A 26,869-nucleotide genomic window follows, 5' to 3' on the forward strand; every position below is an offset into this window, starting at 1 on the left:
TTGGATGGAAGAGGGCGTCGTCCTTTTGACGGCGCGCAGCCGACTTTGATCGCGGATATCGGAGACCGGGCGTGGATCGACAAGGGAAGCTCAGGCACGCTTCCTACAGGGGCTTCGACAGGTCCAGGACAACGCCGCTGGCTACCGCTTCGAGAGCTGATAGCAAGGCGAACTAGGCAGCCATCTGCTGCAGACGCAGCGTCCAGCCCAGCGGAGACTCGTAAGCTGCCGATCCGTCCTGGTCGGCATCGATCCGCATGAACGAGACCACCCAGTCGGCCGACATGGCGCCGGGAACGTCTTCGGCCTCGATGATCGCTATGATTTCCTCGACCGTGTCGAGGCCGCTGCGGGGCGACCGGCCTTCGCGTTCCAGCGTCCAGAGATAACGTGTCGTCATGTCCCGGACTTACGCCGACCATAAAACCCGTTCAAGGCCGTCTCGACGGGTTCCACGACAATGAACGGAATGTCGCAATCGACGAGATGCCGCGCCACCGCAGTGCAGAAGCCGTCCGAGAGGCGAGGGTCGACGAGTGCCGCGGATGGCGATGTCCTTCAGCCAGGAAACGGCGTCCGAACCGGCCGAGAGCGTTACGAAGCTGCGCTGGCCACATTCCTCCAGAACCGTCTCGATATCGAGCGCGATGAACGGTTCGTCTTCAAGGATGAGGATCGTAGGCATAATTCTCCTCTGGGGCAGCGCAAGAGTATCGAAAACGACCGTGCCTGTCACTTCCGACGGAAGTCCGAAGATCCGTTCGAAGTGTGCCGTCAACCAAAACTTCGCGGATATCCACTGCTTTATTCGGCATTTTCTTATCTGACCGTCGTTGACTTTCGTTGTCGCTGAATCATGTCCGCTACAGAGGTAGGAGAGGCAGCTCCATGCAGAAAGCAGTCCTGGTAGTGGAGGATGAAGCGCTCATTCGCTTCGTTGCGGTCGACGTCCTCGAAGACGACGGCTACAGGGTCTATGAGGCGGGCTCCGTCCTCGAAGCAGTCGCCATCCTGTCGAGTCGGGAGATCGACGTCCTCTTCACCGACGTGGACATGCCCGGTGGCCTGACGGGCGTAGACCTGGCGAAGCTCGTGGCAGGCGTCTATCCGGAGATCGGCATTCTTGTCACCTCGGGCAGATACCAGGTCGGCGCAGACGTCTTGCCACGGGGCGCGCGATTTCTCCCTAAGCCGTATGACCTCGGGCTCCTTTCGTCACACGTCCGCGAGCTGATGCCGCGCGGGTCGTCCTATCGTGCCGGCAACTCAAGCTAAAAACCGACGCGGATCACGGGCCAACCGACGGATGATGCACGTAGATGCTATAGCGGCCTTCCTCGCCCCGCCGGATTTTCATGACGTGCCTGTCGACAATATCCTCGAGGATATCTCCGATCGCTTCGAAACCCGACTTATCCGACCAGCGGCCGAAGTTGTCGACCAGTGCGGCACAAGCGTCTTCAAGTCGAACATAGTAGGGCTCGAACCACGAGTCGCGCAGGGCCTCTTGGACCTTGTTTCCAGACTTGCCGCGACGATCGAGCGAGGCCAGCGTGCCAAGACAGTAGCAGGCGAACTTCATGACGTCGCCATATGCCCCAAAGACCGACCCAACAAAAGTGATCGGAAGTTGCGCCGGCAGAACGTCAAACGCATCCTTGAAAAAAAAGGAACCGCCGATGACAGTCAACTACCCGGACTCCCGGCTAATCGCAGCATGCCTCCGCTGCCTCGAGATTGGTTTGCGGACGAGGAACGCTGGCTACATGCGCTGGTGGCTTCGACGGGCTGATTACCTTCTGCAGACAGGAGGTTCAGAAAAACAGCGGAGCCAGATCAAGCGCTACGAGGAGCGACTGAAGGCTTTGGCGGCATCAGATGATCAGACCAAGTTCGGGATCGTCGTCTGACCGCCACTCCGCGCATCCGGTTCGTCAGGCCGGGCAGGAATCCTACCTAGGAAGCCTCCTCGTTCGTCGGCGCCGCAGAATGCGTGATCGTTTGCGCCGGTAGCTCCGATCGCCCACGATGTTTCGAAAGGAGCAGTGGTCATGGATCAGGCGTTGAAATTAGACAGATGGCTTGTCTACCTTGGGAACCTGCGCGACATGGGCGACGGTGAAGCACTCCGTTTTTATATGAACCGCACAAAGCAGAAATTTCCCGGCTCGGCGCAATCACACGCCCGTGCGTTCGAAGCGCTTGAGCGATCGGCAGCCTCTCTCGAGGCCGTTGATCGACAGCATGGCCGCGGCGCGGCCCTGAACTTGAGCCATCGCACGGTGATTCAGTCGCTAGCGGTGAAAGGACACCGCTATACCCTGGGGATGGCGGAGAACGCCCGACGTTGCGCTTTTCTTCAGGTCCCGTAAGTGCTGTCATCGCTAGAAACGTCGAAAGCGAGCAGCATTTCGACGTCGGCGAACTCAACGAACTTCCATCCGTATGAGCTGTAGCCCGCGATCCTAAACCAGATTTCGTTGCCGCGTGCTGCCAGCTCGAGCGTGGCCAAGCTAAAGACCTCATCAGCATGGTCGGCAATGTCGTCGAGTTGCCCCTGCAATCGCGCGATCTCTCGGTCTTCGATCACACCGAGAGCGGCGAGGACTTTGTCGAGGCCGTCACGGTTCACACCCATGAGCACTTGGCCGTCGGAGGTGGTCGTCCAATACTGGACGTCGGCGTCCGCAGGAACGATCTCGACAATGGCACCGTCGATGAAAACCTTCACGGTGGCGAAGGTATCAACGATTTTCTGTATGACGTTATTCAAGGTACACCTGTTCGTATGGGGGAATCGATAAGAGTTCGCCATGCGTCGGATCTAGCGGAGGCGAACTGATGGCAGTTTTTCGGGCAGGGCGACCAACGAGAACCTGCCAGTCGATCTCCCACCCCATCAAGGCCGAGACGAACGCCAATCCCATAGCCTGCCCAACCGCAGGCGCGACTGCATTCCCGATCTGATTAGCCACCGCTCCAAGGCCGCCGACGAATTCCCAATCATCAGGGAATCCCTGCAGTCGGGCACGCATGCGGTTAGTCAAGCCGGGCAGGAATCGATCCCTGGAAGCGTCCTCGTTCGTCGGAGCGGCTTTCGCCGGGGGCGCATAGGAGACGCCGTTTTCGAGAGCGCGGCGGGCCTCGCCCTTCTTGGGGCTGCCTTGATAACCGCGGATCGTGTCGGACAGCGCGCCGACACCGATGGGATTCCCGAACCGGTCGAACTCGGGGCGCTCGCGCATCATTCGTACCCAGTCTTCCGCGCCGACCCAGCCGTTGGCGGACATCAGATCCTGCAGGACATCGCCCATGTTCGTCGCCAAGCCGGGGAACCTGGGCGGCATCCTGAAGACGCCCGCCAGATCCTTTCGGAAGCCGACGATCATGATGCGCGAACGATCCTGCGCAAGGCCGTAGTCCCTGGTGTTGATGCGATGGATGTCCGTCACGTAGCCGGCCTTGGAGAACTTCCTCAGGAGTGCGGCTACGTAGTCCGAGTGCTTGGAATGCAGCAGGCCGTCGACGTTCTCGAAGACGAACGCCTTGGGCGCGGCCTCCTGCACCGCGCGTACGCCTTCCATCATCAAGTCTTTGTCGTCCTGCTTGCCCTTCCGCTTTCCGACGGAGGTGAAAGGAGTGCAAGGAAGACCGCCTGTCAGCAGGTCGATGCGCTGGTCCCGGTACTGGGTGAAGTCGACCTTCCGGACGTCCGCCTCCACGACGTTCCAGTCCGGCCGGTTCTTTCGCAGCGTGGCCGCTGCGTGTCTGTTGAACTCGATGAGCGCGACATGCTCGAATCCTGCAAGTTCAAGACCGAGTGCCAGGCCTCCGGCGCCTGCGCACAGCTCGAGAACCCGAGGACGGAACGAGAGGGATGCCAAGTCGGCGAGCGGCGTCCTTGGGCGGAAGTCTCCCGACACCCTTGCCCTGCCAGCGACAGCCTGCAACGCGCTCGTCTGCATCGGACCGATTTCCGAAAGCCGACCGGTGGCGACGTCGCCCAGCACCTTGTGCGCATGTGCGATCCGGTATCGTGGAGACATGTGTCGCAGGGAAGCGAGAGGAGGTTGATCGCCTCCGAACAAGGATTCGAACTTCTCGAGAAGACGTCCCGCCTGGTGACGGAGGCCGGCCTGCTCGATGAAGCGGTCGCCCTGTCCCTTTCGGAAATGAAGCCTCAGCTCGTCGCTGAAGGAAGACATCTTTCCTTCGAACTCGGAGAGAGCCTGTCTCACCTGGTTGCGTGCGGCCGCGGCGACGATCCTCTTGTTCTCCGCCGTCAACACCTCGGCCGCCGTCAGCTTCGCCGCGGCAAGCCTCCTGCGGATCGAGGCGATGTCTTTCGTGTCGATCTGGGCGCCGATCTCCATGCGCTCGAGGATTTCCCGCCGGGCGTCGTGGTCCGCCGAGACGAGAGCCTTCATGACGGGGAAGGAAGCACGAGTCTCACGAAGGACTTTCTCCGATCCCTTCAAGGTCTTCGCGAATCCCACGTAAGTCGACAGCTCGACAGCAGGGAGGTTGCATCGCGCCTTCAGGAATGCCTTCGCTTCAGACATGGGGACGACGTCCATCAGCTTTTCGACTTCCGCCGCCATCTGCAGGATCTTGTCGGTCATCTGTTCCTGAAGCTGAAGTATACGGTGACGGGCGGCGGAAAGCGCCTGCGCCTTTGCCTCGATGTCGGCCATTCGGAGTGTTCCCTTTCGAGACGTCCATACGACATCGGATCTTTCAGTGCCGGTAATCGGATCGGTAAAATCCGAGCGATCTCAATGGATTCGACGAACTAAGCAGCCTTAACGGAAAAGCAACGGTCGATAGGTGAAATCTCGAAAAAAGATGGAGATATGCCGTGCCTGACTATAGGATTGGATCCATGACCGTGCCAGGTGACGCTCCGGGCAAGTCTCAGACCGTTTACTTCGCGAAGCTGCCTCTCGGCGGGGAGGCGACAGGCGACATTTTCTCCGTCATCGGCGAAATCGAGGCTCAATACCGTTCGGACGAGGCCATGAAGGCCCATTTCAGGAAGCTTGAAGTCTGGGCGCAGGCGTTCGCGCGACGGACGGCGGACTGGCAGCGCGCCCATATCGATATGACGGATTTACAATTCCAAAGCGCGCACATTGTCGACGCGCTGTTCGACAGCGGTGTCGAATCCTACGAGACCGAAGAAGACTTCGCGACTGAGGTTGCCCCCGCCGCCGCAGGCCTCACACGTTGATACGACCTTGCGTTCCGAAGGTGCTCTTCTTCCAGGAAAGGCTTGCGCGCGTGGCGGTTCAACTCACGGATCATGGCAGGATGCTCCAAATTCATCGCGGCGCCATTTCCGTGCTTTTCTTCAATCTCCCGAAGAGCGTCGAGTTTCTGCTGGATATCCCTCAGTTTAACCGCACTCGCTTCCGGAAGCTGGGCGGCCCACCCGTCGTATCGTCGCAAGACGCCGGATGCATCTGCGACACGGCCGGCATCGACAAGAGTTCCGAGCGCCGCTATCGCCACGGCGTCGTCGAATGGCGGGCGTTCGTTCGTGGCAATCATAAGGTGGGTCCTCTGAAGTGGGCGTTCGCCTTACATGATCACGCAGTAGTCCGCCGGCTTAAAGCGTTCGATCCATCGAAAGAAGTCCTTAGATGACGCTCTCGACGCCGCCTCTCGAAGGAACCGTCGTCGTCGTCCAGGACGAACCGGGTGTCGCCCGGCGACTCGAATTGGCGCTCTCCCAGGCGGGTGCGGCGGTTTTCACCACCAGGACGTCGCAGGAGACCGCATCTCTGATGCGCAGGCTTCAGCCTCGGATCGTCGTCATGGATTCAGGTGTCGATCCGGTCGGCGCTGTCGCCATCTGGGCTGAGGCAAGACCCGACTGGCCGTGCTCTGTCATTCACTATGTCGGGGAGGGCGTCGAGCCGGTGCTGGGTAGGAAGGTGCCCCGGACCGAGCCGGCTTCGACGGTCGTCGAGACGGTAGGGGAGATCGTTCTAAACGAGTAGTCTGAAGCGGCTGAAGATCTGCAACGGCGTCGAAAACCCTTGGACGACGCCCGTAGGACGGGCAAGTTGATGCCGCAAGTCCTATCACGAGGATCCCGATTGAGGGGGAGGCCAGAAATAGCGATGACTGACCCAAGCGAACCCGGCGGTGAGTACCAGGAGCAGCGAGATGAGATCGAAGACCGACAAGATCGGCGTTCCTCGCGATGTGACGGAAGATCGGCGCTCATCGGCAGCCTCTAGATGGTCGTCTGCAGCCCGAGTTCGACCACTCGCCCCGACGGCAGGCCGAAATAGTCTGTCGCATTGCTGGCATTTTCAGCAAGCGAGATGAACAGCCGGTCCTGCCAGAACGGCAGGCCGCCTTTCTTCGACGGCAGTATCGTACGGCGGGACAGGAAGAACGACGTCGACATGATGTCGAACTTCAGACCAAGCTTGCGGGCGAGGACGAGCGCACGAGGGATGTTGGGTGTCTCCATGTAGCCGAACGTGATCACCAGCCGGCTGAATTGGCGATTGAAGCTTTCGAGAAAAATTTTCTCATCGTCCGGGACGAAAGGCGTGGTCGAGGTCACGACGCTGAGAATGACGTTCTGCTCATGGAGCACCTTGTAGTGCTTCAGGCTGTGGAGGAGTGCGGTCGGCGCGCCTTCGATGTCGCTCGTCAGGAACATTGCCGTGCCAGGCACCGTGGGTGGCTTCTTCCGTGCCAGGTTGTCGATGATCGCTGCGAGTGGGATTTCGTCGGCCTTGGTGCGGGCGGCAAGCAGCCGACGCCCCGCCGTCCATGTCTGCATGATGACCGCCATCGTCGTCGCCACCGCAACGGGAACCCAACCTCCATCTGCGAACTTCGCGATGTTGGCGGCTAGAAACCCGGCGTCGATCAGTGTCATCGGCACGATGACGGCAAGAGCCGTCGCCAGCTTCCAGCTCCAAATCCGCCGCATCACGATGAACAGGAGGATCGATGTGATGAACATTTCGCCTGTCACGGCGATGCCATAGGCGGCGGAAAGGCCACTCGAGTTTTGAAAGAAGAGCACCAGAGCAGCCACGAAGATGAACAGCAGGTTGTTCACCTGCGGCATGAAGATCTGTCCGGACTGAGTTTCGGAGGTGTGGAGGATGCGCAGGCGAGGAAGCAGGTTGAGGTGCATCGCCTGACGGACGAGGGAATAAGCGCCTGAGATCACGGCCTGGCTGGCGATGACCGTTGCCGCGGTGGCCAGACAGACCATAGGAATCCGCGCCCACTCCGGATGCATGCTGAAAAAGGGATGCTCAGCCATCTCCGGGTTCGCGAGCACGAACGCTCCCTGGCCGAAGTAGTTCAGAAGCAGGCTGGGGAAGACGAGCGAAAACCAAGCCGTGACGATCGGACGGCGTCCGAAATGGCCAAGGTCGACATAGAGGGCCTCCGCGCCGGTCACGGCAAGGAAGACCGCCCCGAGCACCGCGATGGCCGAGCCGATGTTGTTTGCGACATAGCGGAGTGCGTGGACCGGATTGACTGCGCCCAACACCGACGGGTCGTCAAATATGTGGATCGCCCCGCTGACGCCAAGGACGATAAACCACAGAGCCGTTACGGGACCGAACACCGACGCCACGCCGCTCGTCCCGAATCGCTGGACGAAAAACAGCATGGCGATGATCGTGAGGGTGATCGGCACGACCCAGTTGGACAACGCCGGTGCGACCACCTCGATGCCCTCGACCGCAGACAGGACTGAGATCGCAGGCGTGATGATCGCGTCGCCGAGGAACAGCGAGCCGCCGATCACGCCCAGGACAAGCACCCATTTGGGGCGCCCGGTCAGACTTTCGCGGGCGAGAGTCATGAGAGACAGCGTGCCGCCTTCACCCCGGTTGTCTGCCTTCAGCACGAACGTTACGTACTTCAACGTGACGACGATCGTGAGCGCCCAGACGATCAGTGACAGGATTCCAAGCACGTCTGCACGATGAGCTCCGGATCCGCCGGTGGCGTGGAGAGCCTCTCTGAATGCATAAAGCGGGCTAGTTCCGATGTCGCCATAGACGACGCCCAATGCAGCGAGAACGAGCGATGGCAGTCCTCGCCGGCTCTGGTGTTCCAGTTCCGGATCTGCTGATCGCAGCTTGGCATCGGTCAAATGGGCTGTCCTATTGCATGCACGGTGAACGCTGAAAGTTGCCACCGGCTTGGTGTCATTGCAACTCCGAACGAACATGAAAAGACATACGTCCCTGTCTAGCAGACAGTGCCGTAGGCGGCCATGGTTCGTACCTTTCGTCGAACCTCGACGAGAGATGGGCCGAGCGAGACCATCACGTGTCGAGCAACAAGTCCGTGTATGGAAACATCAACTTCAGCACGTCCTTCGATGGAGTCAGCTACGCCTCGAATGGAAGCCTGGATTGATACTGAATTGATCGGATCAGTTGAGGCGAAATACTCCTGTCAGGAACTTCTTCACCGTGGCTTGCGCTGCCTCGGTCGCAGCTCTGTCGTAGCCCACTGTTGAACCGAGTTCCACACAAGCATCATTGAAGGTGAAGGGTTTGCCAGTCTCGACATTGAGTATCTTGCCGTTTTCCTCGCGGCGCTGACAATTGCGAGAGGATTGTGCGCTTTGAGTAACGGAAACAAACCGCGCATCGGGGTTATCGAACCCGTGGTGCGCGCCGGGATACTTGGTCATGACAGCGTCCTTTCCGGCGGCGTTGAGACGCGTGATGTAATCAAGGCACGTCACAGCCAGTGTCGTGTCGTCCGCCGCGCCGTGGAATTCGCGGACTGGTGCATCGGCAATGTCGAGTTCGTCAATGAAGTGAATGTTGCACGCAGGATAGAACGAAAGATGCGCGACAATGCGCGCCTTTGCTGACCCATGGAGAGCTTGGAAGCGCCGCATGCTGGTATAGAGCGCTGCGGTGGCGCCGCGCGAGAAGCCCATCACGGCGACGCGTGACGGATCGATCCGTGGGTGGGCCGCGAGCACGTCGACGGCGCGATAGGTGTCGTAGAATTGTGCGAAGGAGCTCAGCCGCGACTGATCTGTCTCGACCTGGTCTATGCCTCGTCCGCTAAAGCTATCAAGGCGGAACGTGGCGATGCCCATTCTGTTGAGAAATTCGCCCCATCGAACTGCTGGCGTGCTGTTGGCAGCACCATTGGAACCATGGAGCAGAATGACGGCTGGCAGATGCTCATTCCAACTGGGAAATCTGAGCTGACCAGTCAGCGTCACAGCAACTCCGTTCGCCGTATTCCCCTGCAAGAACTGCTCATCCGTCAGGGTAAGCGACGGCACTGTCAATGTCTCGTCCGGGGGAAATTTCGGCCGGACCTCCCCGGCGTATCCGTGCGCTGCGAACAGTGTCACGATGCACAGAGTGAGGGCGGCTCCAATGAAGCGTGCCATGTCAAGCACCTCCGACTTGGCGTTCAACTTAACACGTTAGACCGCCATCGTACGACTCCCCTCGGCTTGCGTCCTTCCCAATTTTTGCACGTCCGCCGCAACAACGACCGCGACGTCGCGTCGCTCGGGGGCGCCGGGCGTCAGAAAGGATTCGCCTTCCCCGCCTCGCATTCCGGTAGTCGCACAGGCTTGGCGAGTTTCCCCAGCGCCTCAGGCTTGGCGCACGCCGGGAAGCCAGCTAGCGGCATTGTCTCTATGAACCGACTGCGCTCCATTATGCTTAGGCCGGGTTCACTGATCATGCTCTCGACGGTCACCTCGGGGTGCTTCCTGAGAGTTTCCATAGCTGAAGCATGCGCCTCATCGGTTCGACCCAGTGCCGCAAGCGAGCTGCTACGGACCACCCAAATCCACCTTTGGTAGTTGTCAGGCGTCATGCGCTCCAACATCGTCACTGCGTCTTCATACCGCCCCGCCATAAAATAGGCAGGTGCGAAGAAGTTGGACGCCCACATCGGATAGTTCGGGTCGAGCCGCATGACCTTGTCGACCATTTGAGCACCGCGTTCTGGTTCACCGAATCGTGCTGCATAGCCGGAATAGAAAGTCAGGATTTCGGACGAACCCGGTGCGAGACGAAGCGCCGTGTCGAATTCGGACTTGCCGCGACCCATATCGCCCCTATTGGCAAGGCTCATACCATACACCGCATGTGCTTCAGCGTCGCTCGGATCAAGCCGAACCGCGCGTTCGGCCACGTCGTCAGCCACCTTGCGGTTGCTCTCCGGGTTGACACCAAACAACTCCAATATTTCATGAGCATGGTAGAGTTCTACCCAGGCCCGTGCCAGCCCTGGATCCAGCTCGACGGCGCGGTTGAGCAACGTGATGGCCTCCTCGTCATCGGCTCTGGTGAGCTTTTCGATCTTCTCGGACCCGAGAAGATAGTAATCATAGGCATTCAGGTTTTCAGGCCGTTTGCGTTTGGCTGCAGCCCGCCCGGCCTCTTGAATCAGTCCAATTCCGCCGCCGAGGCGGTTGGCGACCTGTTCTGCGATTTCGGTCTGAACGGCGAACACGTCCTCATCGGGTCGGTCCCAATTCTCCGACCAAAGATGGCGGCCGGTTTTTGTATCGATCAACTGTGCTGTGATCCGTACCCGGCCCCCCTGCCGCTGGATTGAGCCTTCCAGTACAAAGCCGACGTGGAGCGCACTTGCGACCTGGCGGGCATCCACGGCCTTGCCTTTATAAACTTCCGTCGAATTCCGGGCCACCACCTCGAATTCCGGAAAGCGCGCAAGGTCGGTGATGATGTCCTCAGCCAGGCCATCGGCCAGACGCCCGCTGGCCTCGTCGCGGCCATAATTGTCGAAGGGCAGCACCGCCACCGACGGTTTGCCGCTCAAAGGTTCGGGCTGCGAGAGCCACCAGACCCCGCCGCCCGCCAGAGCAAGCGCCACGATCGACGCCGCAGCCGTTTTGGCCCAGCGCGGTATCATATTGAGAAGGGGCCGATGCGCCCGTTTGCCGTCGAGTCTCAGCCGATACATCCGTACCGGGCGGCTGATGTTCTTGACCTGCTGCTCGCCGGCGAAATCGAGCGGCCAGTCGAGTTTGCCCTGGAGATGGTCGTATGCCGTGCCCGACACCACCACGCCGCCTGGCTCGGCCAAATGCTCCAGCCGCGCGGCGACATTCACTCCATCCCCATACACATCGCCGTCCACCAAGGCGACGTCGCCCAAATTGATCCCGACGCGGAATACGATGCGCTCAGCCTCCGGCAGGTCGGCGTTGCGCGCCGCCGCAGCATTCTGAAACTCCGCGGCGCAGGCAACCGCATCAACCACGCTGTCGAAGGCGACGAGCGTGCCGTCGCCCATTAGCTTGATTACCGTGCCATGTCGCTGGGAGATGGCGGGATTCGGCGCGGATGGTTTTCAGTCGCTTGATGGTGCCGGCCTCATCGGCCTCCATCGCCTTCGAGTAGCCGACCATATCCGCCGCCAGGATCGCGAGCAGCTTCCGGTCAAGCGTGGGGGTACCCATAATCGTTGCCTTGCATGGACATGCAATTGTGTCGGCAGTCTACACCTATCTACGCGCTGCAACTAGCACACGGCCACGGTGAAGAAGAGCCCCACTTACGCATCGATCCACCTGTGCCAGTTGCTACTGGCCCGGACATGCGATCTGCCCGAAGCGGATCATAGCTGGGGGGAGAGTGGGGGGGCGATCGGCGAGGAGCCGGAGCGCCTGATTTCCGATCCCGACTTCTGCTATCGAGAAATGTGGGTTCTTAGCTTGGGCACCGTGGCCAAGCGCTGAAGCTATTCTTCGTCTTCGGCGTCAAATCTCTTCTTAGGTTCCACATTTAAGGGGCTGGCTTGACACCCACCGAGGCGTTTTCTGAACGTTATCCTCATCACGTTGTACATCGCTCGCTACGCCTAGGCACGAAACCGTTGACTGCCGGAAGGTGGCCAATGAGTGGCTGGCTAGCGGGATCGCGCATCTGAAATCGGCAACCTCATCGGAACTGTCCGGGGCCCTTTGGAATTACCATGATCGCTGCTTGCCTGCACAAGGAGGCGTCGGCAGAGCCATGAGGACGACATGACAGAGAGAGATGCACTCCGCGACGAGATCTATCGGCTTGCCGAGGCGGCAGAGGCCGACCCAGAAACGTCGAATTTGAAGTCCCTGGCCGTCCAGCTCTGGGCGAATTTCAACGAGTTCACGGTCGAGGACCTGGAAGATATTCTGAGGGACGAATGGAGGACGCGCGGCCTGCCGTTCAACGACAACGCGGAAATATAGTAATCGCGCAAGGCGACGAAGCTTTCGGTCTACCGCGCGCCGATCGCATGATGTCCGTTCAGGCTCCCTGCTTGCCGGGAACTTCTTGAATCGGCATCCGTTTCAAAGTGATCGATATCATCAGGAGATATGAAGATGGCATCCACTCCCCGAGGTCGCGCTCAGGATCGCGCGAAGGTCGCTGGCGGACAAGATCACGAGGTTCGCTACGAGGCGAAGAAGGAAGGCGTTCCAAAGGAAACGGTCTATAAGGCCGTGAGGAATGCTGGGAACTCTCGCAAGAAGGTCGAGGCGGAAATAAGCCGGCACTGAGCCGTGAAGCTCGCGACTTACAACGTCAACGGCGTCAACGGCCGCCTCGAAGGCTTGCTGAGGTGGCTTGATGAGGCCAAGCCGGACGTCGTCTGCCTACAGGAGCTGAAGGCCCCGCAGGAGAAGTTCCCGATCAAAGCGATCGAGGCAGCCGGCTATGGGGCAGTCTGGCACGGCCAGAAGTCATGGAACGGCGTAGCCATCCTCACAATGGGGCAGGAGCCGCACCTCACTAGAAAGGGGCTGCCTGGCGAGCCGGAGGACGAGCACAGTCGGTACATCGAAGCGATCGTCGATGGCGTGGTGGTCGGCTGCCTGTACCTCCCGAACGGAAATCCCTATCCAGGCCCGAAGTTCGACTACAAGCTCCGCTGGTTCCGCCGTCTCCACGACTACGCGGCCGAACTGCTCGAGCTCGAGGTCCCTGTCGTGGTAGTCGGCGACTACAACGTCATGCCCACCGAGTTGGACGTCTACAAACCCGAGCGCTGGACGAACGATGCCCTCTTCCGCGTCGAGGTCCGGGAGGCCTACAAGAAGCTTGTCGACCAGGGCTGGACGGACGCGCTTCGCCATCTGCATCCGGACGAGCGCATCTACACGTTCTGGGACTACTTCCGAAACGCGTTCGTGCGCGACGCCGGCCTTCGCATCGACCACTTTCTCCTGAGTTCGGAGGCGGCCACACGGCTGACGAAGGCGGAGGTCGACAAGCACGTTCGCGGTTGGGAGCATACCAGTGACCACGCGCCCGTATGGATCGAGCTTCAGGACGAACTCGTCAAGAAGAGGAAGCCGATATGAGCCAGGAAGATTGGAAAGAAGACTCCGCCTGAAGCTGGCGGACTCGCTGACAGCATTCTGGTGAACGGCACCAGGCGGGCTTCTAGGTGATCCGGGAGACGGGTAGGCGGCCTTCGCGAGGCGCTCGAACTCGATCCTGACCCGGCCGACGACGAAGCGCGCTGTCGAGGAACCCGCCAACGAATGGCCGGGTACCACAGGACGAGACGCCTGCTCAGTCGAAATCGCCGATCTTACCGGTCTGGAAGAGTACGACGGGATCGCCTACCTCGCCCACCGCAGGATGTCCCTCCCGTTTCACGACGAGTGCGCCCGCGTGCGACCTTGCAGCCTCCTTAGCTTCTTCGACGGCCTCTGCCTCGACCCCGTAGAAGGCCGTTTCCCATGCCCGGACCGGCTGACCGCGATCATCGAGATCGAATGCGAATATACTGATGGAAGTGAACGCTCCGGGCATCGGCGAACTCATGCGGTGCCGCGTTGGGGCTTCTCGACCTGCTCGTCGATTTCCGGCTTCACCTTCTTTCGGGCATCATCTTCGAACTTCGCGCGGACGCGTTCCTCTTCCTGGTCGGTGGCCTCGATGGGTTGGCCGGAATCGTCCGGAAGGCCGGGACCGCTCTGGGCGATGGTGGAATCCTTCGGACGGTCATTGAGGCCGTCTGTGATCTTTGACATCGGAAACTCCTTTCGGAGCCTAACGACTACGGGGATCTATTGTTCGGCGAATCGTGAAAAAGCGTGCGAACCCGGTCTGAGGACGGGGAGGTGGACAACCGATCCCGCAGATCTCTCGCTTTCGGCGTTATGCGGAAGCGCCGTCGGTGGACATCATGGCAGCCTCTTAGCGGGCCCCGAGAGTCGGAATGGAGCGGATCAGGCCATTCTGTCTCCTGTTAGTCGGGTGATCGTTTTCAAATGTCCTCGATGTCCGGCAAGACGGACTTCATGCCAAGTTCTTCGGGGCCGCCCCCGGCTGGGATTGAGATACCGTCTGTGGAAGGCAAGGCACCGCTCGATCTTGCGACTTTGTGTCCGCGGCGCCCGTCGCGATACGCGTAACTTACAGTTACATACTTGCGTTTTCACAGTGCCCGTCCACGATCGCGCTCGAAGGCAGAGGATATTCTGCCGCCCGGAACAGGCCGCAGCTATTACCGGTCTCAGCCTCGCAGCCGTCAGCCGTCAACAGGTGATCGGACCTGGGAAAGATCTTGGAGAACTCCCATGAACATTACACGTCGTACCGTGTCGATCGGTGGCTTAAGTCTGCTTGCCGCCACTTCCCTCGGCTCAACTGCCGGACGGGCCGAAGGCCTGATTTCCGACCTCACGGAAGCTTCGGATGATTTCAGCCTCGCGGTCGAGGCCTACACTTTCGCCTATCCGCTGGTCACGATGGAGATGACGAGGAGAATTGCAACCAACGTTGCCAAGCTCGAAGCCACTCGTGGTCCTGTGGGCCACTTGATTAAGTTTCGCGAATATCCCAACGCGTCGTACCGGGACGTTACGGCCCCGAACGCCGATACGCTGTACACGCAGGCTTGGTTCGACGTCGGCAAGGAGCCTTGGGTTCTCACGATCCCCGATCTGAAGGACCGTTACGCCGTCTTCCCGATGCTGGACGGATGGACAACAGTGTTCGATGTTCCGGGGAAGCGCACCACAGGAACCGACGCGCAGACCTTTGCCATTACCGGCCCAGGCTGGGAAGGCAAGCTGCCGGAGGGCGTCAGGCAGTACAAGTCGCCGACCAGCATCGTGTGGCTGCTTGGCCGCATCTACTGCACCGGCACGTCGGAGGACTATGCGGAAGTACATAAGCTTCAAGACGAAATGAAGCTCGTTCCGCTAAGCGCCTACGGGACTGATTGGGCCGCGCCGAATGGCAAGGTGGACCCGTCGATCGACATGAAGACGGCGGTGCGCGAGCAGGTCAACAAGATGGACGCGGTCGAGTACTTCAGCCTCTTCGCCGAACTCCTTAAGACCAATCCGCCGACGGACGCTGATGCACCGATGGTCGAGAAGCTGGCCCAGATCGGCATCGTTCCTGGACAGGATTTCGACAAGACGAAGTTCGATCCCGCCTTCGCCAAGCGCGTTCCGCAGATCGCCTTCGCCCGCATCATGCTGCATTTCAAATTCAGTGACGGCGACATTCAGGACATCAACGGCTGGGGCTACACGACCAAGACCGGCATTTACGGAACGAACTACATCCAGCGTGCCCTCGTGACCGCCATCGGCCTTGGAGCCAACCGTCCACAAGACGCTATCTATCCGACGTCCACGAAGGCGGACAGCGGTCTGATCAAGAGGGCCTACAACGGTTCGGAAAAATACGTTCTGACCTTCAAGAAGGGCAAGATTCCGCCTGTTTCCGGGTTCTGGTCCCTGACCATGTACGACGCAGACTATTTCTTCGTCGACAACCCGCTAAATCGTTACTCAATCAGCGCCCGCCAGCCGCTCAAGGCCAAAGCCGACGGGTCGATCGATCTGTTGATCCAGAACGAAGATCCAGGCGCCGACAAGCATTCCAACTGGCTTCCGGCGCCCAAGGGCAAGTTCATCCTGATGATGCGGCTTTATTGGCCGAATGAGAGCAACCCGTCGATCATCGACGGCTCGTGGACGATACCGCCGGCCACGAGGGTGAGTTGAGTTCGGATGTGGATGAGGGGGAAACAATGATACGCACGACGAGACTGGTTTGCGCCACCGCCGCGATGGTGCTAATGGGCCTGGGCACCGCTGCCGCCGATACGGCGGCGAAGATGAAAATGACGACGCCGTTCGCACCAGGCGTCGCCGTGCCGGACAAGATCGAGTCGTCGATAGGGACGCTGAATCTGCATTACGGCTACCCGTCGGACGATACGGTCGACAAAATCTACGACAACCTGGACCGTTCCCGTGCCCTACAGGCTTATCTGCTGGCGATTCCGATCGTCAATCAGGCCGGTATGCGCGACTCGATACGCAAATTCGGCCCTGATAACCAGACCGACGTGATCTGGGAAAACCTGGTCGATCCGAGGTCGGTAGAGCTGACGGCCAACGACAACACGATCTACAACTACGTTTGGGTCGACACGAGCAAGGGACCGCTGGTGGCCGAGATTCCACCCAAGGTGCTGGGGATGGTCGACGACTTCTGGTACAAATGGGTGGGCGACATCGGCATTACCGGGGCCGACAAGGGCGAGGGCGGCAAGTACCTTCTGTTGCCGCCTGGATTCAAGGGCGACATACCAGCCGGGTATCACGTTTTGCGGCCGAGCACCTTTGGCAGCTACCTCGTCTTTCGCGCCTTCGTTGTGGACGGGTCCACCCAACCAGGAGTCGACTCGGTCAAGAAGAACCTGCGGATCTATTCTCTGGCCGAGGCCGCCAACCCACCGCCGATGAAATTCGTCAATGGCTCCGGAATTCCGTCGAACTTCGTCGCGCCGGGTGACTACTCGTTCTGGAATCTTTTGAACCAGGTCATCCAGGAAGAGCCGTCGGACGGTTCCGATCCCACCACCTTGGGCCTGTTCGCCTCCATTGGCATCGAAAAGGGCAAACCCTTCGCACCCGACGAGCGGATGAAGAAGATCCTCACCGACGCCGCCAACATCGGCGCCGTGACGGCGCGGACGATCGCCTTCAAGGTTCGCGCGAAGGATGCGTATTTTTATCCAGACAGCACCTGGCGCCTGCCGTTTTTCGGCGGCTACAAGTTCGAAACGGCACCGGGTGTCAGCAATTTGGACGGTGCTGTCTTCTACTATTACTTCGCCATCGGCGTCACGCCGGCGATGGAGGAGAAGATGGTGGGCCGGGGTTCGCAATATCCCTGGTCGGTGCAGGATGCGAAGGGCAATCCCTTCGATGGCGGCAAGACTTACAAGATGCGCCTGCCCCCAAATATCCCGGTCAAGGATTTCTGGTCGGTCATCGTCTACGACAACCAGACCCGCTCGATGGTCCAAACCGACCAGCAAGCCCCAAGCGTCAGTAGCCAGAACAAAGGCGTCAAGGTCAATGCGGATGGTTCGACGGATGTCTACTTCGGAGCCAAGGCGCCGGCGGGGATGGAGAACAACTGGGTGCAGACGATTCCCGGCAAGGGCTGGTTCATGATCCTTCGTCTCTACGGTCCGCTGGAACCGTGGTTCGACAAGACCTGGAAGCCTGGCGAGATCGAACTGGTGCAGTGATCGGAGTAAGAGCAAGGGTTGCTTCGGTTTCGCCAGATCGCCTTTTTTCAGTCGGAGCCGGCGAGGAATGGCCGATCGATCCAGGTCAACCGGAGTCGGCAGACAACCGACGTGTTCAACTGATCAATCTGGGACTGTTGAAATAACGCCACTCAGTGGAAAAACGGGAGGAAGCAGATGGTTAGAATCTCCGATATGTGCCTGATCGCAATCGCAGCAGGTCTTCTATCGTCAACGCCGGTTCTTGCGCAGGACGCCATCTCGGCGCCCGCGCAGAAGACCATCGGCGCATCTAAGTCAAAAATGGTGCCGTCGCTCGCCGTCCTCAATTCCGGAGGGGCGAGGCTTGAGAACGGCAAGCTGACGATGAGCGGCATCTCCGCGGTGTCTATCGTGTTTGCCGACCGCCCGGTGCGCTCTGCAGGTCACGTACTGACCTCCGAGTTCATCAAGCAGTGGGGCGAGGGGGCAGATAGCTTTGCCAAGGATCCTCCCAATGCGACGATATCGGTCCTGAGCGGAAAGGGAGATTCCGTCGCCGATGCGGTGGTCGTCCTGAAGACGCCAAAGCTCGAGGGGGCAAACCTCACCTTCGACGTGGCCGTGCTCGAAGGTGATCTCGCCGGAGCCGACGGCCCCGCATCGCTGTTCATCGACTGGTTTGCGGCACGTGGTCCTTACGGAGGCGTTGCCGTCGGAGGCGCTGGTTTTCGCGCCCCCGTCTGGCGTGGCGGATGGTATGCCCATCCGGGCGCCTATTACGGAGCGGGCGTCGTTGCGGGGGCGGCAATCGGTGCCGCGGTCGCAGAGGATCGTCGCTATTATCCGCCTCCGGCTTGCGGATATTACCCGTATCCACCCTGCTATTAGCACCAGGTATAGCAGCATGTCAGTGCTGGTTTCGGCGCGCTGGAAGGCTGACGGCCTTTCCAGCTCGCGTTGCAAGACCGAGGACGTCGCAATTGGGCCATCTATCGAATCCTGATCCAGTTCTGGAAATACTCGTCGGCACCGTGTTTCTCGTTGTGGTCATCTTCGTGCACGGCGCTGGTATCCGGAGCATCAGCCTTCAATTCAGCAAGTCATGGGCCGGCGTCACGAAGGCCACGCCGCACTGGCGTCTGAACTTGATGCTGGCCGCGACGATCGCCGCGCTGGCGATTCTGCATTTCGCAGAAACGCTGATCTGGGCGATGCCTCTCTGTGTCAGGGCCATCATCCCCTCGATGCGTGACAGCTACTACTTCGTGCTTGAGAGCTATACGACGCTGGGCGAGGGAACCGTCACTCTCCCGGATCGGTGGCGTCTGCTCGGCCCGATCATTGGCATGTCGGGCTCTTCACCTTCGGTTGGACGGGTAGCGTCCTGGTCAGCGTCATGACCGACTTCGGCAAGTTCGACCGCCTGCGGGCGAGGCAGGAGCGTGTGGTAGAGGCAAAAGCGGAGTATCAGGATGCTTGCCCTCTCGATCACGACGTCGCGAGATTTCCAGAAGGCGGGTAAATCTGCCAGGCAGAACGGCTCGCGAAGCATTCGACGGACTGATGAACGACTGTGCTGAAGGATTCGCCGACGCCCAAGCCATGATCGCATTCGTCGGCCTCTCTCAGGGTGCGATCGTCGCGCTGGATAGCGTCCGGACGATGGACGATCGGCGCGCTGGTTCCCTTCGCCGGACTTCTGCCGCCTCAGCGGATATCCTCCGCGAGTAGGGACACCCCCGTGCTTCTGGTGCACGGCCAACATGACACGACGATCCCTGCGGCCGCCTCGACGCTTGCCGCTGCCATGCTCGGAGCGGCCGCCTTCAAGGTGGATCTGGATATCGAACCAGTCGGTTACACGATATCCTCTTCAGGGGCGGAGAAGGCGCTCGCGTTTCTGAAGCGGACGATCGCCTGAGCCGGAAGGCTTCGCCTCAAACGAGTTGCATTCCGCACCCCGGCCAGGTCGTACCCTGCTGCTGTGCGGCCATCAGGTGTCGGGGCTTTCTCTCCCTTATTGTTGTTGCCTGTCCGGTTGCGCACAGACGTCGACGGAACGGGAACTGGCGCGAAACTGGAAGGTTCGTTTAGCTGGCATCATACGCAGAAGGAGGCCCGTTAATGGAGACGGTCATCAAAGCTGACCCGGACATCAGATGGGGAGTTCCCGTGTTCGTTCGCATAGGCAATGGCTTCCTTGAGCGTATCGACGGACCTAAGGCGGCACTGGAAGCCTTGACTCATCGTTGGCCATCGCAATCGCAACCGCAATTCGCGGCTGCGAAGTGCAGATGCGCAGACGCCATCATGCACCACGGAAACGCTGAACTCGCTCGCAGGACGTTCATAGATGCTGCTGTCGCAGCCAAGGTGCTCTCATGAGCGTTCCTTCGATGGACACCGTTCAACTGGCGATGATCCTGGGATCGCTGGCGCTCGTATGTTGGATAGCGGCCGGGTTGACGGCGCTCCTTGGCACTGCCGAGGAAATCAAACATATTGAGATGGGCTGGACCTCGCAGCTTCTCACCACAGCATTCACCGGAGCGGGCGTCGCGTCTGTGGTCGGGATGGTTACGATTCTAGTATTCGGATGAACATGGCAGTCGAATGGCACCGTCGAACCGGTGGCGCGCTCGCTGACCCGGAGTTCGACTTCAGCACCCGACACTAAACAGTCCCGCGCGGAACAGCATGCCAGGAAAGCACTCCTCCACGACGATGCTGTCGCCGGCAACGATCGCCGTGGCATCGAGTACGTCTTCGGTCGACTCGCCCAAGGCCCCAAAAAATTCTCAGTATTTTATTCGACTTCTACGAATCGCAGTTGACTCCGTCGAGTATGTTCATATTTTGTTCCCCATGATCAAGCTCCATCGAATATCGCGAATAGGTTAAACGGCACGCCGCTCCGTGGCGGCACAGGCATCGTTTTCCGTATTCGAGGATGTTCATGATGAGCCATTCGCACGTCGAAATGCCTGCGGCCCTCTATGCCGCTTACGCAGAAGCCTCAACCAAACTTTTCTATCCGAGGGGCACGGTTCGCTGCTCCGCGGACGCCATGTTTCGATCGCGGTCGGCCCGCGATCTAGGCTGCATTCTCGACGTAGACCCGCACGTCGTTGCGTGGCTCTGCCTCCCGGTCGAGTTCGATACCGAGATCGGACCACATGTACCGGATTTCCTGGTGGACTATGAGGATGGCACGAGGATCTACTTGGACGCCGTCGAAGGAGATGAGCGTTCGGAGATCAGGGAAGGCGCCGCGCTGGCCGGCTTTCGCTACCGGGGCGTCCCGCGCGAGGAGACCGAAGGCGGTTATCGCCTGGCGAACGCGCGCGACATGCTTCGATATGCGAACTGCAGGACGCCGCTGAACGACAGGATCCGGATGCTGTCCGCACTTGAAGAGGCCGGATCCTTGACGGTCGCCGAATGCCTGAACGTCTTCCGCGAAGTGCAACCGATGACCGGCGTCTCCTGGATGGTTCTGCACCGATTGATCACCGTAAACCTCGAAGAGACGATGATCGGCCCCGAGACCGTTATCCGTCGGTTCCAACGTTGAGGAGCGGTAAAATGACAAGTCTTCCTCAAGGTCGCCGAACCGTCACGCTGGAGCGCGTTACCTACGGTTTCGCCATCAGAACTGCCGCAAGGCTTGGAGGCGCGTTCAAGAAAATCGAGCGCGGCCGTCAAGTCGTGATCGTCCTGCGGGTTCCAATTGGAGCGGACTTCGCCGAGTACGAGGCTTCCGCAGCCATTCTCGTGCACGAAGTCGAAGCTCTGCGGATCTTCGCAATTGCTTCCCCTAAGATCGGCAACAAGGGCGAAATCGATCCGAAGAAGATCTATGCCGACTTGCGAGGGCAGCCGTCGCTGCTGATTGTCTGGCCGTCCGGGTACGCCGTGCCCAGAGAGATTGCGCTTGCTGCTGATCGTATCGTGGACGTCGGACCGGTCCGCCCATTCCATCTTGTCGCCGCTGCCAAACAATTCGCGGGTCAAACGATCTCTATGGCGGACGCGAGAAAGATGTTGAACCATCCTCATCCCCAAGTCTTCGCGGCTTTCAGGCCGAATAGACCCGCCCCGATGGTACTCAACCGCCTCGCCGAGGTGGGGGTGCAAGCTGGCGCGACGCCGGCCGCGGACACCCCTGATCTTAAAGACCTCGTTGGATATGGAGAGGCGAGAACATGGGGGATGTCGCTCGCCGAGGATATCCTTTCATGGAAGGACGGCAAGCTCGCCTGGAGGGACGTCGATCGGGGCCTGCTACTGAGCGGGCCACCGGGTACAGGGAAAACGATGTTCGCTGCTGCGCTCGCGCGAACCTGCGACGCCCACCTCGTCGCGACATCTGTTGCAAGCTGGCAGGCGGCTGGGCATCTCGATGCCACTTTAAAGGCCATGCGCAAGAGTTTCGACGAGGCTATCGCCCACCAGCCTAGCGTCCTCTTCGTCGACGAGTTCGACGGGATCGGCGATCGAGTCCGGCTTATTGGCACCGAGCACGAGACATACTGGGCCCAGGTGATCAATCTCCTGCTGGAGTTGATCGATGGTCACGAAAGGCTCGAGGGCGTGGTCGTCATCGGAGCGACGAACTACCCCGACGCGATCGACGCCGCCCTGCTGCGGCCGGGACGTCTCGACCGTCACATCAGGATCTCGCTGCCGGACGGCGAGGAGCGCAAGCACCTTGCGCGCATTTATGTCGGCCACCACCTGTCGGAGGGCGACGTGGAAGCGATCGCCGCGGCGACCGCAGGGTTCGCTGGAGCACATTTCGAGAAGGCCGGCCGAGAAGCCCGGAGAGTTGCCCGCAGGGCCGGGCGGCCGGTCTCCACCGAAGACGTTATGGCCACCCTCCCTGCGCCGAAAAGGATCTCGGGCGGCGAACGTAGAATGGTCGCGGTACACGAGGCCGGGCACGCCGTCGTCGGAGTTCGACTTGGGGTCGGCGAATTGAAGACCGTGGCCGTGCCTTGGGAGGCGCATGCCTCGCAGCCGCTCGGGTTCGCGCACTTCCACCTGGACGAAGACATCCTCTGGGATCGGCAAGGCTATCTCGACCACATCGCAATGACGCTGGCGGGCAGGGCCGCCGAGGAGGAGATCCTCGGCACCGCGTTCGATGGCGCGGGAGCCGCGGAAGGCGCCGATCTCCACAGGGCGAGCGACGTCGCCACTATGATGGAGATCCAGCTCGGGATGGGAGACGGCCTTTCTTACTTCAATCTGAACTCCATCCAGCAACGAGATCGTGTCCGCCAGAACAACGCGGCGGTTGCTGCCCGCGTCGAGCGCGTTCTCCGTCAGGAAATGGAGCGAAGCCGGGAGATCGTCACGCGGTTCCGTGCGGCCGTCGAAAAGATTGCCGATATCCTGGTGGGGAAGGCGATCATCGAGGGAGAGGATGTCAGGCGCATCATCCGGGAGACGTCGCGATGACGAAAGGAAATCCGACGCCGGAAGTCGACTGGAAGCTGGTTGTGCGTAGCCTGAAGGGGACCGGAACTTCAGAAGGGCGAATGCTGGTCGAGAAGGCGATCCTTGAAGCGGCAGGTCTACCCCTTCGGCTTCGCGAAGCGCGGCGTCGGCTTTTCATTTTGACGACGTCGGTGTCCGAAGGGAGGCCGGCGATCATTGAGACGGAAGGCGGGCTTGTGTGCGTGATCGCGCTGGATGATCTGGTGGACGTCGTGATGGAGAGGGGGCCGACGCTGGGAGAGGTGATGGAGGCGGCGAGGGGTGCCACCATCATCGAATACAAGCAATGAGTTCCGTCCCCAACCGATTCAGCTCGGCAAGATCGGAAACACCCATGTCTTCCATAGTGTTGATCTAGGTGCCCCCATCATACTTCGTAGCCCGGAGCCTCCAGATGGAAGTCGTCTCGCACTGTGAGCGGAATAAAGTACTCCCGCTGCAATCCTGTGCCGATGCCAGATCGGATCGCCGGGTTTCCACCGACGCCCGGCTCTGAGAAGCCGTCGTTGTCTATCCCGAAGTCCTTCGCGGGCGAGAAGATCCGAAAGCGGTGCGCCAGAGATCGAGGCAATGAAGCAGAGAGCCGAGGACAGACGCTCTCGTGGCATGATCCGGATAGGATGTCGAGGAAGTCACCGTTATCGAGACCTTCGTCTATCGCTGTGTGAACGATGCATGATTTAATCCTCGCCACAGTGCCTATGTTGCTCACCGCGAAAATCAGTTGGTACGGAGATTCCCACCTTTCCTGTCGGAAGGCCTGGTAGATGGGCGAGACCTCGCGCAGGGGCTCTTTGTTGATGATTTGACGTTGTGGCCAGACGCAGGAATATCGAACGAGAGCTCCGTCGTCTTCGAGTTTTCGTACCACTCCGGCCGCAAAATTGTCGAAGTCTTCGACGGCGGAGACGACATGGAACCTGCCTGGAGACCTTGCCTTACCAAGATAAAAAGCGCCAACCGCGCTTCCGACCAGGCGCGCACGGACCGCATATTCGTCGCTATCCAAAGCGCCGTATGCAAGATCGCCGAGAGCCTCTCGGGTCGCCTCATCGACCCAATCCTCTATAATGCGGCCCGCTGCCATCCATCCTCCTCCAATTTTGTGACAAGCTCGAGAAACTCGAAGTCGTCCTCATCGAGCATCTTGATCAGTGAATTGATCGCACTGTCTGAAGGTATCAAATAGGTTCGCAAGCCACCCGCGCCTTGAATGCGCAACATGTCCCCGACGATGCGCCCGGTACAGTTGGCGCACGCTTCTTCGAGGGCTACTTCCAAGGCGTCCAGCACCGGCGGTCGTTCGAGACGAGGGATGTAGTGCTTCTTTCGTCGCGAGCAGTGCGCCATGTATCCAACGAAGGTCTCCTCGTAATGCGTCTTCCAGTACTGATAGTGAAACGACTCGTAGGCCGTCTCCTGGTCGACCAGCCGGTTCGAGCCGGTTATGGTAGCGAAGGTCGCGAATAGTCCTTCGTTCCAGTCGAGAAGTTCAAAAAACTCCGTGGAGGTGTGAAACACTTCCGTGTCGACGTCATCGATGCGATCTGATTCGATGGACGATTTCAGTGAATTTTCTCGAGAAGTGTCCCCGATCACACACCTATAGCGGACGTCGAAACCGAGTGCCTGATCCATATGCCGCTGGAGATTGATGTCGTCGTTGACTTCTTTCCAGTCAAAAGACCCTCGCTTCAACTGTGGGTAGAAATGCTCGTGGACACCGTTGAGGTAGTAATCATCCACCAATGACAGCGGCCGGTCCCAGAACGAATATTTGTCCAGATCGACCAACTCTTGTCCATCACGAAGAATTTTCATCATAGTCGCGACCTCTGTGACCGTCCGACAGACGCCGTAGCTGATCTCGAAATCGCGACCGTCCTTGTTGGCATCCGCTCCGGCGATCTTTTTCCTGAAGGTATCGACAAGTCCTTCGCCGCCAGCGGCGATGATGACTCCGACAGGATAGTCGCCAACGTGGCTGACCGCGGGTTTTCCCATTGCTCGCTCTTCCTTTGTTTCAGTCGAAGTAGCGCAGTCGAAGTTAATATCTGATTTCAGCTCGAACTGCTCCGCCGACGCCAGTCAGGGAGCAGCCACCACGCGGTCATGCCTAGTAGTCCTTTTCGGCAATTAGCAGGGTCAGATTGGAGTGAATTCGACCCTTGCCAGCGTCGCTGAATGACCCTCTTCAGCCGTTGAACGGTCCTAAGTCAAATATATGTTGGCGAAGCCTGTCACACGCGGGCGCAATGAGTGACGCCGCATCTTTGCCGCTTTCGAATCGATAGGGGACCGTGGTGATCCCGCTCAGGTCGCTAGGAAGCTTGACCTTCTCCTCGCGAGGTTCCATCAGGATCGCTCGCTGCCGACCGAGCTTGCCCATAAAGAGGCCAAGTTCGAAGACGACGTTGTCGCGGGGGCTTGGCCAATCCTTGCCTCGGCTCTCGGTGAGATCGTCGGCGTGCGCGATGGCCACCGCGAAATCGGAATCGTCTACTTCCGCTTCCAGATCCTGAAGGGTGTAGTTCGCAACGCGAAATACGCCGTCGGTCCAGATCGTTGTGAGGAACGGGTCATGCTCGAAGGCATTCCGCACTAGACGGGCGACGGGGAGGGACTCGGCCGACGAGATAATGAAGACCCGTATCTTCTCGCGGTAGACACCGACGTGCTTGTTTCGTTCGAGCAGGCGCCGAGACAGCGACCTGGCGATCTGTCGATACATGTCCGGGTATTTCTTCGCGAGCTTCGAGAACTGCTGTGCGGTCAGCCTGGCCACGAGCGAGGATTCCTCGGCAACCACCGTTGCCGAACGACGCTGAGTGGGCTCTACGGCTGCCATTTCTCCGACGTGATCGCCACGTCCACGCCCCCCGATGCGGCGGCCATTGATATGTATGCCGAATGATCCGGAGATGATGAAGAAGATATCGTCGTCTTCGCCGTTCTGCTCAATCAGGATCTGGCCCACATCGAGTTCTTGAAGTCCCACGAGATCCGTGAGTTCTTCGGCGAGCGCGGGATCACGGGCGACGATCGATTGCGCGGTGAGGGCCTCCAGCCTGAGTTCCCTGCCGGCGTCTCCCTGGAACCTTTCGATCATCCTGCTCATGTGATTGCTCTCCAATAGGTCGTCGAGTAGATCTCGTCATTGTTGTGCTGCGACCAACTCCATCTCTTCCAGATGTTCTCGCCGTTCGGGCCGAGTTTCTGGTTGTCCTTGAGATAATCGTAGACGCGCTTTGTGATCCACGTCGGATTGTCCGCGTTGTGGGCAGTAAGTTTCGCTGCGAGGTTGGCGGCGTTGCCGATCCAGACGATGTCGTTGTCGCCGCGGACGCCCGTCCGAGCGGCACGGATTTCAGATGTATCAATGCCCACCACGTGGCGGATCTTGAAGTCTGTTTTCCAGCCCTTTTGGATCTCGGACTGCACTATGTTCTTGATCGCGTAGTTGACCTCGAGAGCGCACGAAACGGCATCGTTAGACTGGGTGTCCGAGATGAATATTCCCATAGCCCGGTCGCCGTCATACGAGACGATGGTGCCGCCATGTCGGCGGATGAGCCGCGAGGTTGCGTAGAGAAAGGTCTTGTAGACCTCTCCCGCGAACATCCAGTTCTTCTTTTCCACGAGATCAGTCGATCCGTCGAGGTCCGCGTACAGGATCGTGGCGCGTTTGAAATGAACGGTATCGTTCGAGAGCTTTAAATCGGCGGGTTCCGGAACAGTCGTCCCGTCGCGCACGGTCCATTTCGCGCTGTATGTCGTGCTTGCATTTTCCTTGATGTCATCGGCGATCGTCATGGGGTCA

Annotated in this window: 31 protein-coding genes and 3 pseudogenes; 20 read left to right on the forward strand and 14 right to left on the reverse strand. The window is 59.6% G+C overall.

Features of this window, described 5'->3' with window-relative positions; genetic code table 11:
• Positions 1-172: 172 nt before the first annotated feature.
• On the reverse strand, positions 173-400 hold the full coding sequence (locus AC2444_RS07870) for a hypothetical protein (protein WP_128449005.1): 228 nt from the start codon (positions 398-400) through the stop codon (positions 173-175).
• Between the two features lie 9 nt (positions 401-409).
• Complete coding sequence (locus tag AC2444_RS07875) at positions 410-685, reverse strand: hypothetical protein (RefSeq protein ID WP_245461230.1); 276 nt, start codon at positions 683-685, stop codon at positions 410-412.
• Positions 686-888: 203 nt separating this feature from the next.
• Here AC2444_RS07875 and AC2444_RS07880 point away from each other — a divergent pair, with 203 nt between their 5' ends.
• Positions 889-1,275: a response regulator gene (locus tag AC2444_RS07880; RefSeq protein WP_128449007.1), complete on the forward strand. Its 387-nt coding sequence runs from the start codon at positions 889-891 to the stop codon at positions 1,273-1,275.
• A 13-nt stretch (positions 1,276-1,288) separates the two neighbouring features.
• On the opposite strand, the gene AC2444_RS07885 is transcribed toward AC2444_RS07880, so the two are convergent.
• Complete coding sequence (locus tag AC2444_RS07885; RefSeq protein ID WP_128449009.1) at positions 1,289-1,690, reverse strand: hypothetical protein; 402 nt, start codon at positions 1,688-1,690, stop codon at positions 1,289-1,291.
• Here AC2444_RS07885 and AC2444_RS07890 point away from each other — a divergent pair.
• Positions 1,680-1,910, forward strand: a complete 231-nt coding sequence (locus AC2444_RS07890) for a hypothetical protein (protein ID WP_128449012.1) — start codon at positions 1,680-1,682, stop codon at positions 1,908-1,910. The two genes, AC2444_RS07885 and AC2444_RS07890, sit on opposite strands and share 11 nt — an antisense overlap.
• A gap of 141 nt (positions 1,911-2,051) precedes the next feature.
• A complete protein-coding gene (locus AC2444_RS07895) occupies positions 2,052-2,372 on the forward strand; it encodes a hypothetical protein (RefSeq protein ID WP_128449015.1) in 321 nt (106 codons plus the stop codon).
• On the opposite strand, the gene AC2444_RS07900 is transcribed toward AC2444_RS07895, so the two are convergent.
• Both AC2444_RS07900 and AC2444_RS07905 read right to left on the reverse strand, forming a co-directional pair.
• Positions 2,360-2,773 (reverse strand): hypothetical protein, encoded by a 414-nt coding sequence (locus tag AC2444_RS07900; protein WP_128449017.1) that lies wholly within the window; start codon positions 2,771-2,773, stop codon positions 2,360-2,362. The genes AC2444_RS07895 and AC2444_RS07900 overlap by 13 nt on opposite strands.
• On the reverse strand, positions 2,766-4,694 hold the full coding sequence (locus tag AC2444_RS07905; protein WP_245461231.1) for a DNA cytosine methyltransferase: 1,929 nt from the start codon (positions 4,692-4,694) through the stop codon (positions 2,766-2,768). Before AC2444_RS07905 ends, AC2444_RS07900 begins: the two co-directional genes overlap by 8 nt.
• 188 nt (positions 4,695-4,882) lie before the next feature.
• On the opposite strand from AC2444_RS07905, the gene AC2444_RS07910 reads away from it, so the two are divergent.
• The 3 genes from AC2444_RS07910 to AC2444_RS07920 are packed head-to-tail and all read left to right on the forward strand — an operon-like array spanning position 4,883 to position 6,002.
• Positions 4,883-5,230, forward strand: a complete 348-nt coding sequence (locus AC2444_RS07910) for a hypothetical protein (RefSeq protein ID WP_128449019.1) — start codon at positions 4,883-4,885, stop codon at positions 5,228-5,230.
• Between the two features lie 50 nt (positions 5,231-5,280).
• Positions 5,281-5,646 carry a hypothetical protein gene (locus AC2444_RS07915; RefSeq protein WP_128449022.1) on the forward strand — a complete coding sequence of 122 codons (366 nt, stop codon included), beginning with the start codon at positions 5,281-5,283 and terminating at the stop codon, positions 5,644-5,646.
• On the forward strand, positions 5,643-6,002 hold the full coding sequence (locus tag AC2444_RS07920) for a response regulator (RefSeq protein ID WP_164902755.1): 360 nt from the start codon (positions 5,643-5,645) through the stop codon (positions 6,000-6,002). Before AC2444_RS07915 ends, AC2444_RS07920 begins: the two co-directional genes overlap by 4 nt.
• 239 nt (positions 6,003-6,241) lie before the next feature.
• Here the strand turns inward: AC2444_RS07920 and AC2444_RS07925 are convergent, their stop codons facing one another.
• The 3 genes and pseudogenes from AC2444_RS07925 to AC2444_RS07935 form a co-directional block, all read right to left on the reverse strand.
• Positions 6,242-8,143, reverse strand: a complete 1,902-nt coding sequence (locus AC2444_RS07925; protein ID WP_128449024.1) for a potassium transporter Kup — start codon at positions 8,141-8,143, stop codon at positions 6,242-6,244.
• A gap of 285 nt (positions 8,144-8,428) precedes the next feature.
• Positions 8,429-9,415 carry a dienelactone hydrolase family protein gene (locus AC2444_RS07930; RefSeq protein WP_128449026.1) on the reverse strand — a complete coding sequence of 329 codons (987 nt, stop codon included), beginning with the start codon at positions 9,413-9,415 and terminating at the stop codon, positions 8,429-8,431.
• A 140-nt stretch (positions 9,416-9,555) separates the two neighbouring features.
• Positions 9,556-11,467: pseudogene (locus tag AC2444_RS07935) on the reverse strand (adenylate/guanylate cyclase domain-containing protein).
• Positions 11,468-12,034: 567 nt separating this feature from the next.
• Here AC2444_RS07935 and AC2444_RS07940 point away from each other — a divergent pair.
• From AC2444_RS07940 to xth, 3 genes are all read left to right on the forward strand, one after another.
• Entirely contained in the window at positions 12,035-12,238 is a 204-nt protein-coding gene (locus AC2444_RS07940; protein WP_128449029.1) for a hypothetical protein, read from the forward strand.
• A 135-nt stretch (positions 12,239-12,373) separates the two neighbouring features.
• Entirely contained in the window at positions 12,374-12,550 is a 177-nt protein-coding gene (locus AC2444_RS07945) for a DUF3606 domain-containing protein (protein WP_128449031.1), read from the forward strand.
• A gap of 3 nt (positions 12,551-12,553) precedes the next feature.
• Complete coding sequence (gene xth / locus AC2444_RS07950; RefSeq protein ID WP_128449033.1) at positions 12,554-13,354, forward strand: exodeoxyribonuclease III; 801 nt, start codon at positions 12,554-12,556, stop codon at positions 13,352-13,354.
• A gap of 214 nt (positions 13,355-13,568) precedes the next feature.
• Here the strand turns inward: xth and AC2444_RS07955 are convergent, their stop codons facing one another.
• Entirely contained in the window at positions 13,569-13,811 is a 243-nt protein-coding gene (locus AC2444_RS07955) for a hypothetical protein (protein ID WP_128449035.1), read from the reverse strand.
• A gap of 8 nt (positions 13,812-13,819) precedes the next feature.
• Positions 13,820-14,032 (reverse strand): hypothetical protein, encoded by a 213-nt coding sequence (locus tag AC2444_RS07960; RefSeq protein ID WP_128449037.1) that lies wholly within the window; start codon positions 14,030-14,032, stop codon positions 13,820-13,822.
• Positions 14,033-14,581: 549 nt separating this feature from the next.
• Between AC2444_RS07960 and AC2444_RS07965 the strand changes: the two genes are divergently transcribed.
• The 11 genes and pseudogenes from AC2444_RS07965 (at position 14,582) to AC2444_RS08015 (ending at position 23,339) form a co-directional block, all read left to right on the forward strand.
• Complete coding sequence (locus AC2444_RS07965; protein ID WP_128449039.1) at positions 14,582-16,024, forward strand: DUF1254 domain-containing protein; 1,443 nt, start codon at positions 14,582-14,584, stop codon at positions 16,022-16,024.
• A gap of 26 nt (positions 16,025-16,050) precedes the next feature.
• The gene (locus AC2444_RS07970) at positions 16,051-17,565 is read left to right on the forward strand and encodes a DUF1254 domain-containing protein (RefSeq protein ID WP_128449042.1); all 1,515 of its coding nucleotides are present in this window, start codon (positions 16,051-16,053) and stop codon (positions 17,563-17,565) included.
• A gap of 23 nt (positions 17,566-17,588) precedes the next feature.
• Positions 17,589-17,711: pseudogene (locus AC2444_RS07975) on the forward strand (OmpA family protein); the annotation flags it as partial.
• A gap of 31 nt (positions 17,712-17,742) precedes the next feature.
• Positions 17,743-18,435: a hypothetical protein gene (locus AC2444_RS07980; protein ID WP_128449045.1), complete on the forward strand. Its 693-nt coding sequence runs from the start codon at positions 17,743-17,745 to the stop codon at positions 18,433-18,435.
• Positions 18,436-18,527: 92 nt separating this feature from the next.
• Positions 18,528-19,069, forward strand: a pseudogene (locus AC2444_RS07985) (two pore domain potassium channel family protein).
• A gap of 108 nt (positions 19,070-19,177) precedes the next feature.
• Positions 19,178-19,468, forward strand: coding sequence for an alpha/beta hydrolase (locus tag AC2444_RS07990; protein WP_348630171.1), 291 nt, complete (start codon positions 19,178-19,180; stop codon positions 19,466-19,468).
• Between the two features lie 203 nt (positions 19,469-19,671).
• Positions 19,672-19,932 carry a DUF982 domain-containing protein gene (locus AC2444_RS07995; protein ID WP_128449047.1) on the forward strand — a complete coding sequence of 87 codons (261 nt, stop codon included), beginning with the start codon at positions 19,672-19,674 and terminating at the stop codon, positions 19,930-19,932.
• The gene (locus AC2444_RS08000; protein ID WP_128449050.1) at positions 19,929-20,147 is read left to right on the forward strand and encodes a hypothetical protein; all 219 of its coding nucleotides are present in this window, start codon (positions 19,929-19,931) and stop codon (positions 20,145-20,147) included. The genes AC2444_RS07995 and AC2444_RS08000 overlap by 4 nt, the downstream gene beginning before the upstream one ends.
• A 356-nt stretch (positions 20,148-20,503) precedes the next feature.
• Entirely contained in the window at positions 20,504-21,121 is a 618-nt protein-coding gene (locus AC2444_RS08005) for a hypothetical protein (protein WP_487762903.1), read from the forward strand.
• Between the two features lie 11 nt (positions 21,122-21,132).
• Positions 21,133-23,010, forward strand: a complete 1,878-nt coding sequence (locus AC2444_RS08010; RefSeq protein ID WP_128449052.1) for an AAA family ATPase — start codon at positions 21,133-21,135, stop codon at positions 23,008-23,010.
• Entirely contained in the window at positions 23,007-23,339 is a 333-nt protein-coding gene (locus AC2444_RS08015) for a hypothetical protein (RefSeq protein ID WP_128449054.1), read from the forward strand. Before AC2444_RS08010 ends, AC2444_RS08015 begins: the two co-directional genes overlap by 4 nt.
• A 77-nt stretch (positions 23,340-23,416) precedes the next feature.
• Here the strand turns inward: AC2444_RS08015 and AC2444_RS08020 are convergent, their stop codons facing one another.
• The 4 genes from AC2444_RS08020 to AC2444_RS08035 all read right to left on the reverse strand — a co-directional run bounded on the left by AC2444_RS08020 (position 23,417) and on the right by AC2444_RS08035 (position 26,862).
• Entirely contained in the window at positions 23,417-24,136 is a 720-nt protein-coding gene (locus tag AC2444_RS08020) for a hypothetical protein (protein WP_128449057.1), read from the reverse strand.
• On the reverse strand, positions 24,115-25,053 hold the full coding sequence (locus AC2444_RS08025) for a hypothetical protein (RefSeq protein ID WP_128449058.1): 939 nt from the start codon (positions 25,051-25,053) through the stop codon (positions 24,115-24,117). Before AC2444_RS08025 ends, AC2444_RS08020 begins: the two co-directional genes overlap by 22 nt.
• Before the next feature lie 190 nt (positions 25,054-25,243).
• A complete protein-coding gene (locus AC2444_RS08030; protein ID WP_206615918.1) occupies positions 25,244-26,167 on the reverse strand; it encodes a TIR domain-containing protein in 924 nt (307 codons plus the stop codon).
• Positions 26,164-26,862 (reverse strand): adenylate/guanylate cyclase domain-containing protein, encoded by a 699-nt coding sequence (locus AC2444_RS08035; protein ID WP_128449060.1) that lies wholly within the window; start codon positions 26,860-26,862, stop codon positions 26,164-26,166. Before AC2444_RS08035 ends, AC2444_RS08030 begins: the two co-directional genes overlap by 4 nt.
• Between the last annotated feature and the right edge of the window lie 7 nt (positions 26,863-26,869).

It is taken from the genome of Rhizobium sp. WSM1328 (assembly GCF_057653715.1).

Coding starts and splice junctions, on each gene's coding strand:
- AC2444_RS07870 (WP_128449005.1), bottom strand. CDS start 400: ATGACGACACGTTATCTCTGGACGCTGGAACGCGAAGGCCGGTCGCCC.
- AC2444_RS07875 (WP_245461230.1), bottom strand. CDS start 685: ATGCCTACGATCCTCATCCTTGAAGACGAACCGTTCATCGCGCTCGAT.
- AC2444_RS07880 (WP_128449007.1), top strand. CDS start 889: ATGCAGAAAGCAGTCCTGGTAGTGGAGGATGAAGCGCTCATTCGCTTC.
- AC2444_RS07890 (WP_128449012.1), top strand. CDS start 1,680: ATGACAGTCAACTACCCGGACTCCCGGCTAATCGCAGCATGCCTCCGC.
- AC2444_RS07895 (WP_128449015.1), top strand. CDS start 2,052: ATGGATCAGGCGTTGAAATTAGACAGATGGCTTGTCTACCTTGGGAAC.
- AC2444_RS07905 (WP_245461231.1), bottom strand. CDS start 4,694: ATGGCCGACATCGAGGCAAAGGCGCAGGCGCTTTCCGCCGCCCGTCAC.
- AC2444_RS07910 (WP_128449019.1), top strand. CDS start 4,883: ATGACCGTGCCAGGTGACGCTCCGGGCAAGTCTCAGACCGTTTACTTC.
- AC2444_RS07920 (WP_164902755.1), top strand. CDS start 5,643: ATGACGCTCTCGACGCCGCCTCTCGAAGGAACCGTCGTCGTCGTCCAG.
- AC2444_RS07930 (WP_128449026.1), bottom strand. CDS start 9,415: ATGGCACGCTTCATTGGAGCCGCCCTCACTCTGTGCATCGTGACACTG.
- AC2444_RS07940 (WP_128449029.1), top strand. CDS start 12,035: ATGACAGAGAGAGATGCACTCCGCGACGAGATCTATCGGCTTGCCGAG.
- AC2444_RS07945 (WP_128449031.1), top strand. CDS start 12,374: ATGGCATCCACTCCCCGAGGTCGCGCTCAGGATCGCGCGAAGGTCGCT.
- AC2444_RS07955 (WP_128449035.1), bottom strand. CDS start 13,811: ATGCCCGGAGCGTTCACTTCCATCAGTATATTCGCATTCGATCTCGAT.
- AC2444_RS07960 (WP_128449037.1), bottom strand. CDS start 14,032: ATGTCAAAGATCACAGACGGCCTCAATGACCGTCCGAAGGATTCCACC.
- AC2444_RS07965 (WP_128449039.1), top strand. CDS start 14,582: ATGAACATTACACGTCGTACCGTGTCGATCGGTGGCTTAAGTCTGCTT.
- AC2444_RS07970 (WP_128449042.1), top strand. CDS start 16,051: ATGATACGCACGACGAGACTGGTTTGCGCCACCGCCGCGATGGTGCTA.
- AC2444_RS07980 (WP_128449045.1), top strand. CDS start 17,743: ATGGTTAGAATCTCCGATATGTGCCTGATCGCAATCGCAGCAGGTCTT.
- AC2444_RS07995 (WP_128449047.1), top strand. CDS start 19,672: ATGGAGACGGTCATCAAAGCTGACCCGGACATCAGATGGGGAGTTCCC.
- AC2444_RS08000 (WP_128449050.1), top strand. CDS start 19,929: ATGAGCGTTCCTTCGATGGACACCGTTCAACTGGCGATGATCCTGGGA.
- AC2444_RS08005 (WP_487762903.1), top strand. CDS start 20,504: ATGATGAGCCATTCGCACGTCGAAATGCCTGCGGCCCTCTATGCCGCT.
- AC2444_RS08010 (WP_128449052.1), top strand. CDS start 21,133: ATGACAAGTCTTCCTCAAGGTCGCCGAACCGTCACGCTGGAGCGCGTT.
- AC2444_RS08015 (WP_128449054.1), top strand. CDS start 23,007: ATGACGAAAGGAAATCCGACGCCGGAAGTCGACTGGAAGCTGGTTGTG.
- AC2444_RS08020 (WP_128449057.1), bottom strand. CDS start 24,136: ATGGCAGCGGGCCGCATTATAGAGGATTGGGTCGATGAGGCGACCCGA.
- AC2444_RS08025 (WP_128449058.1), bottom strand. CDS start 25,053: ATGGGAAAACCCGCGGTCAGCCACGTTGGCGACTATCCTGTCGGAGTC.
- AC2444_RS08030 (WP_206615918.1), bottom strand. CDS start 26,167: ATGAGCAGGATGATCGAAAGGTTCCAGGGAGACGCCGGCAGGGAACTC.
- AC2444_RS08035 (WP_128449060.1), bottom strand. CDS start 26,862: ATGACGATCGCCGATGACATCAAGGAAAATGCAAGCACGACATACAGC.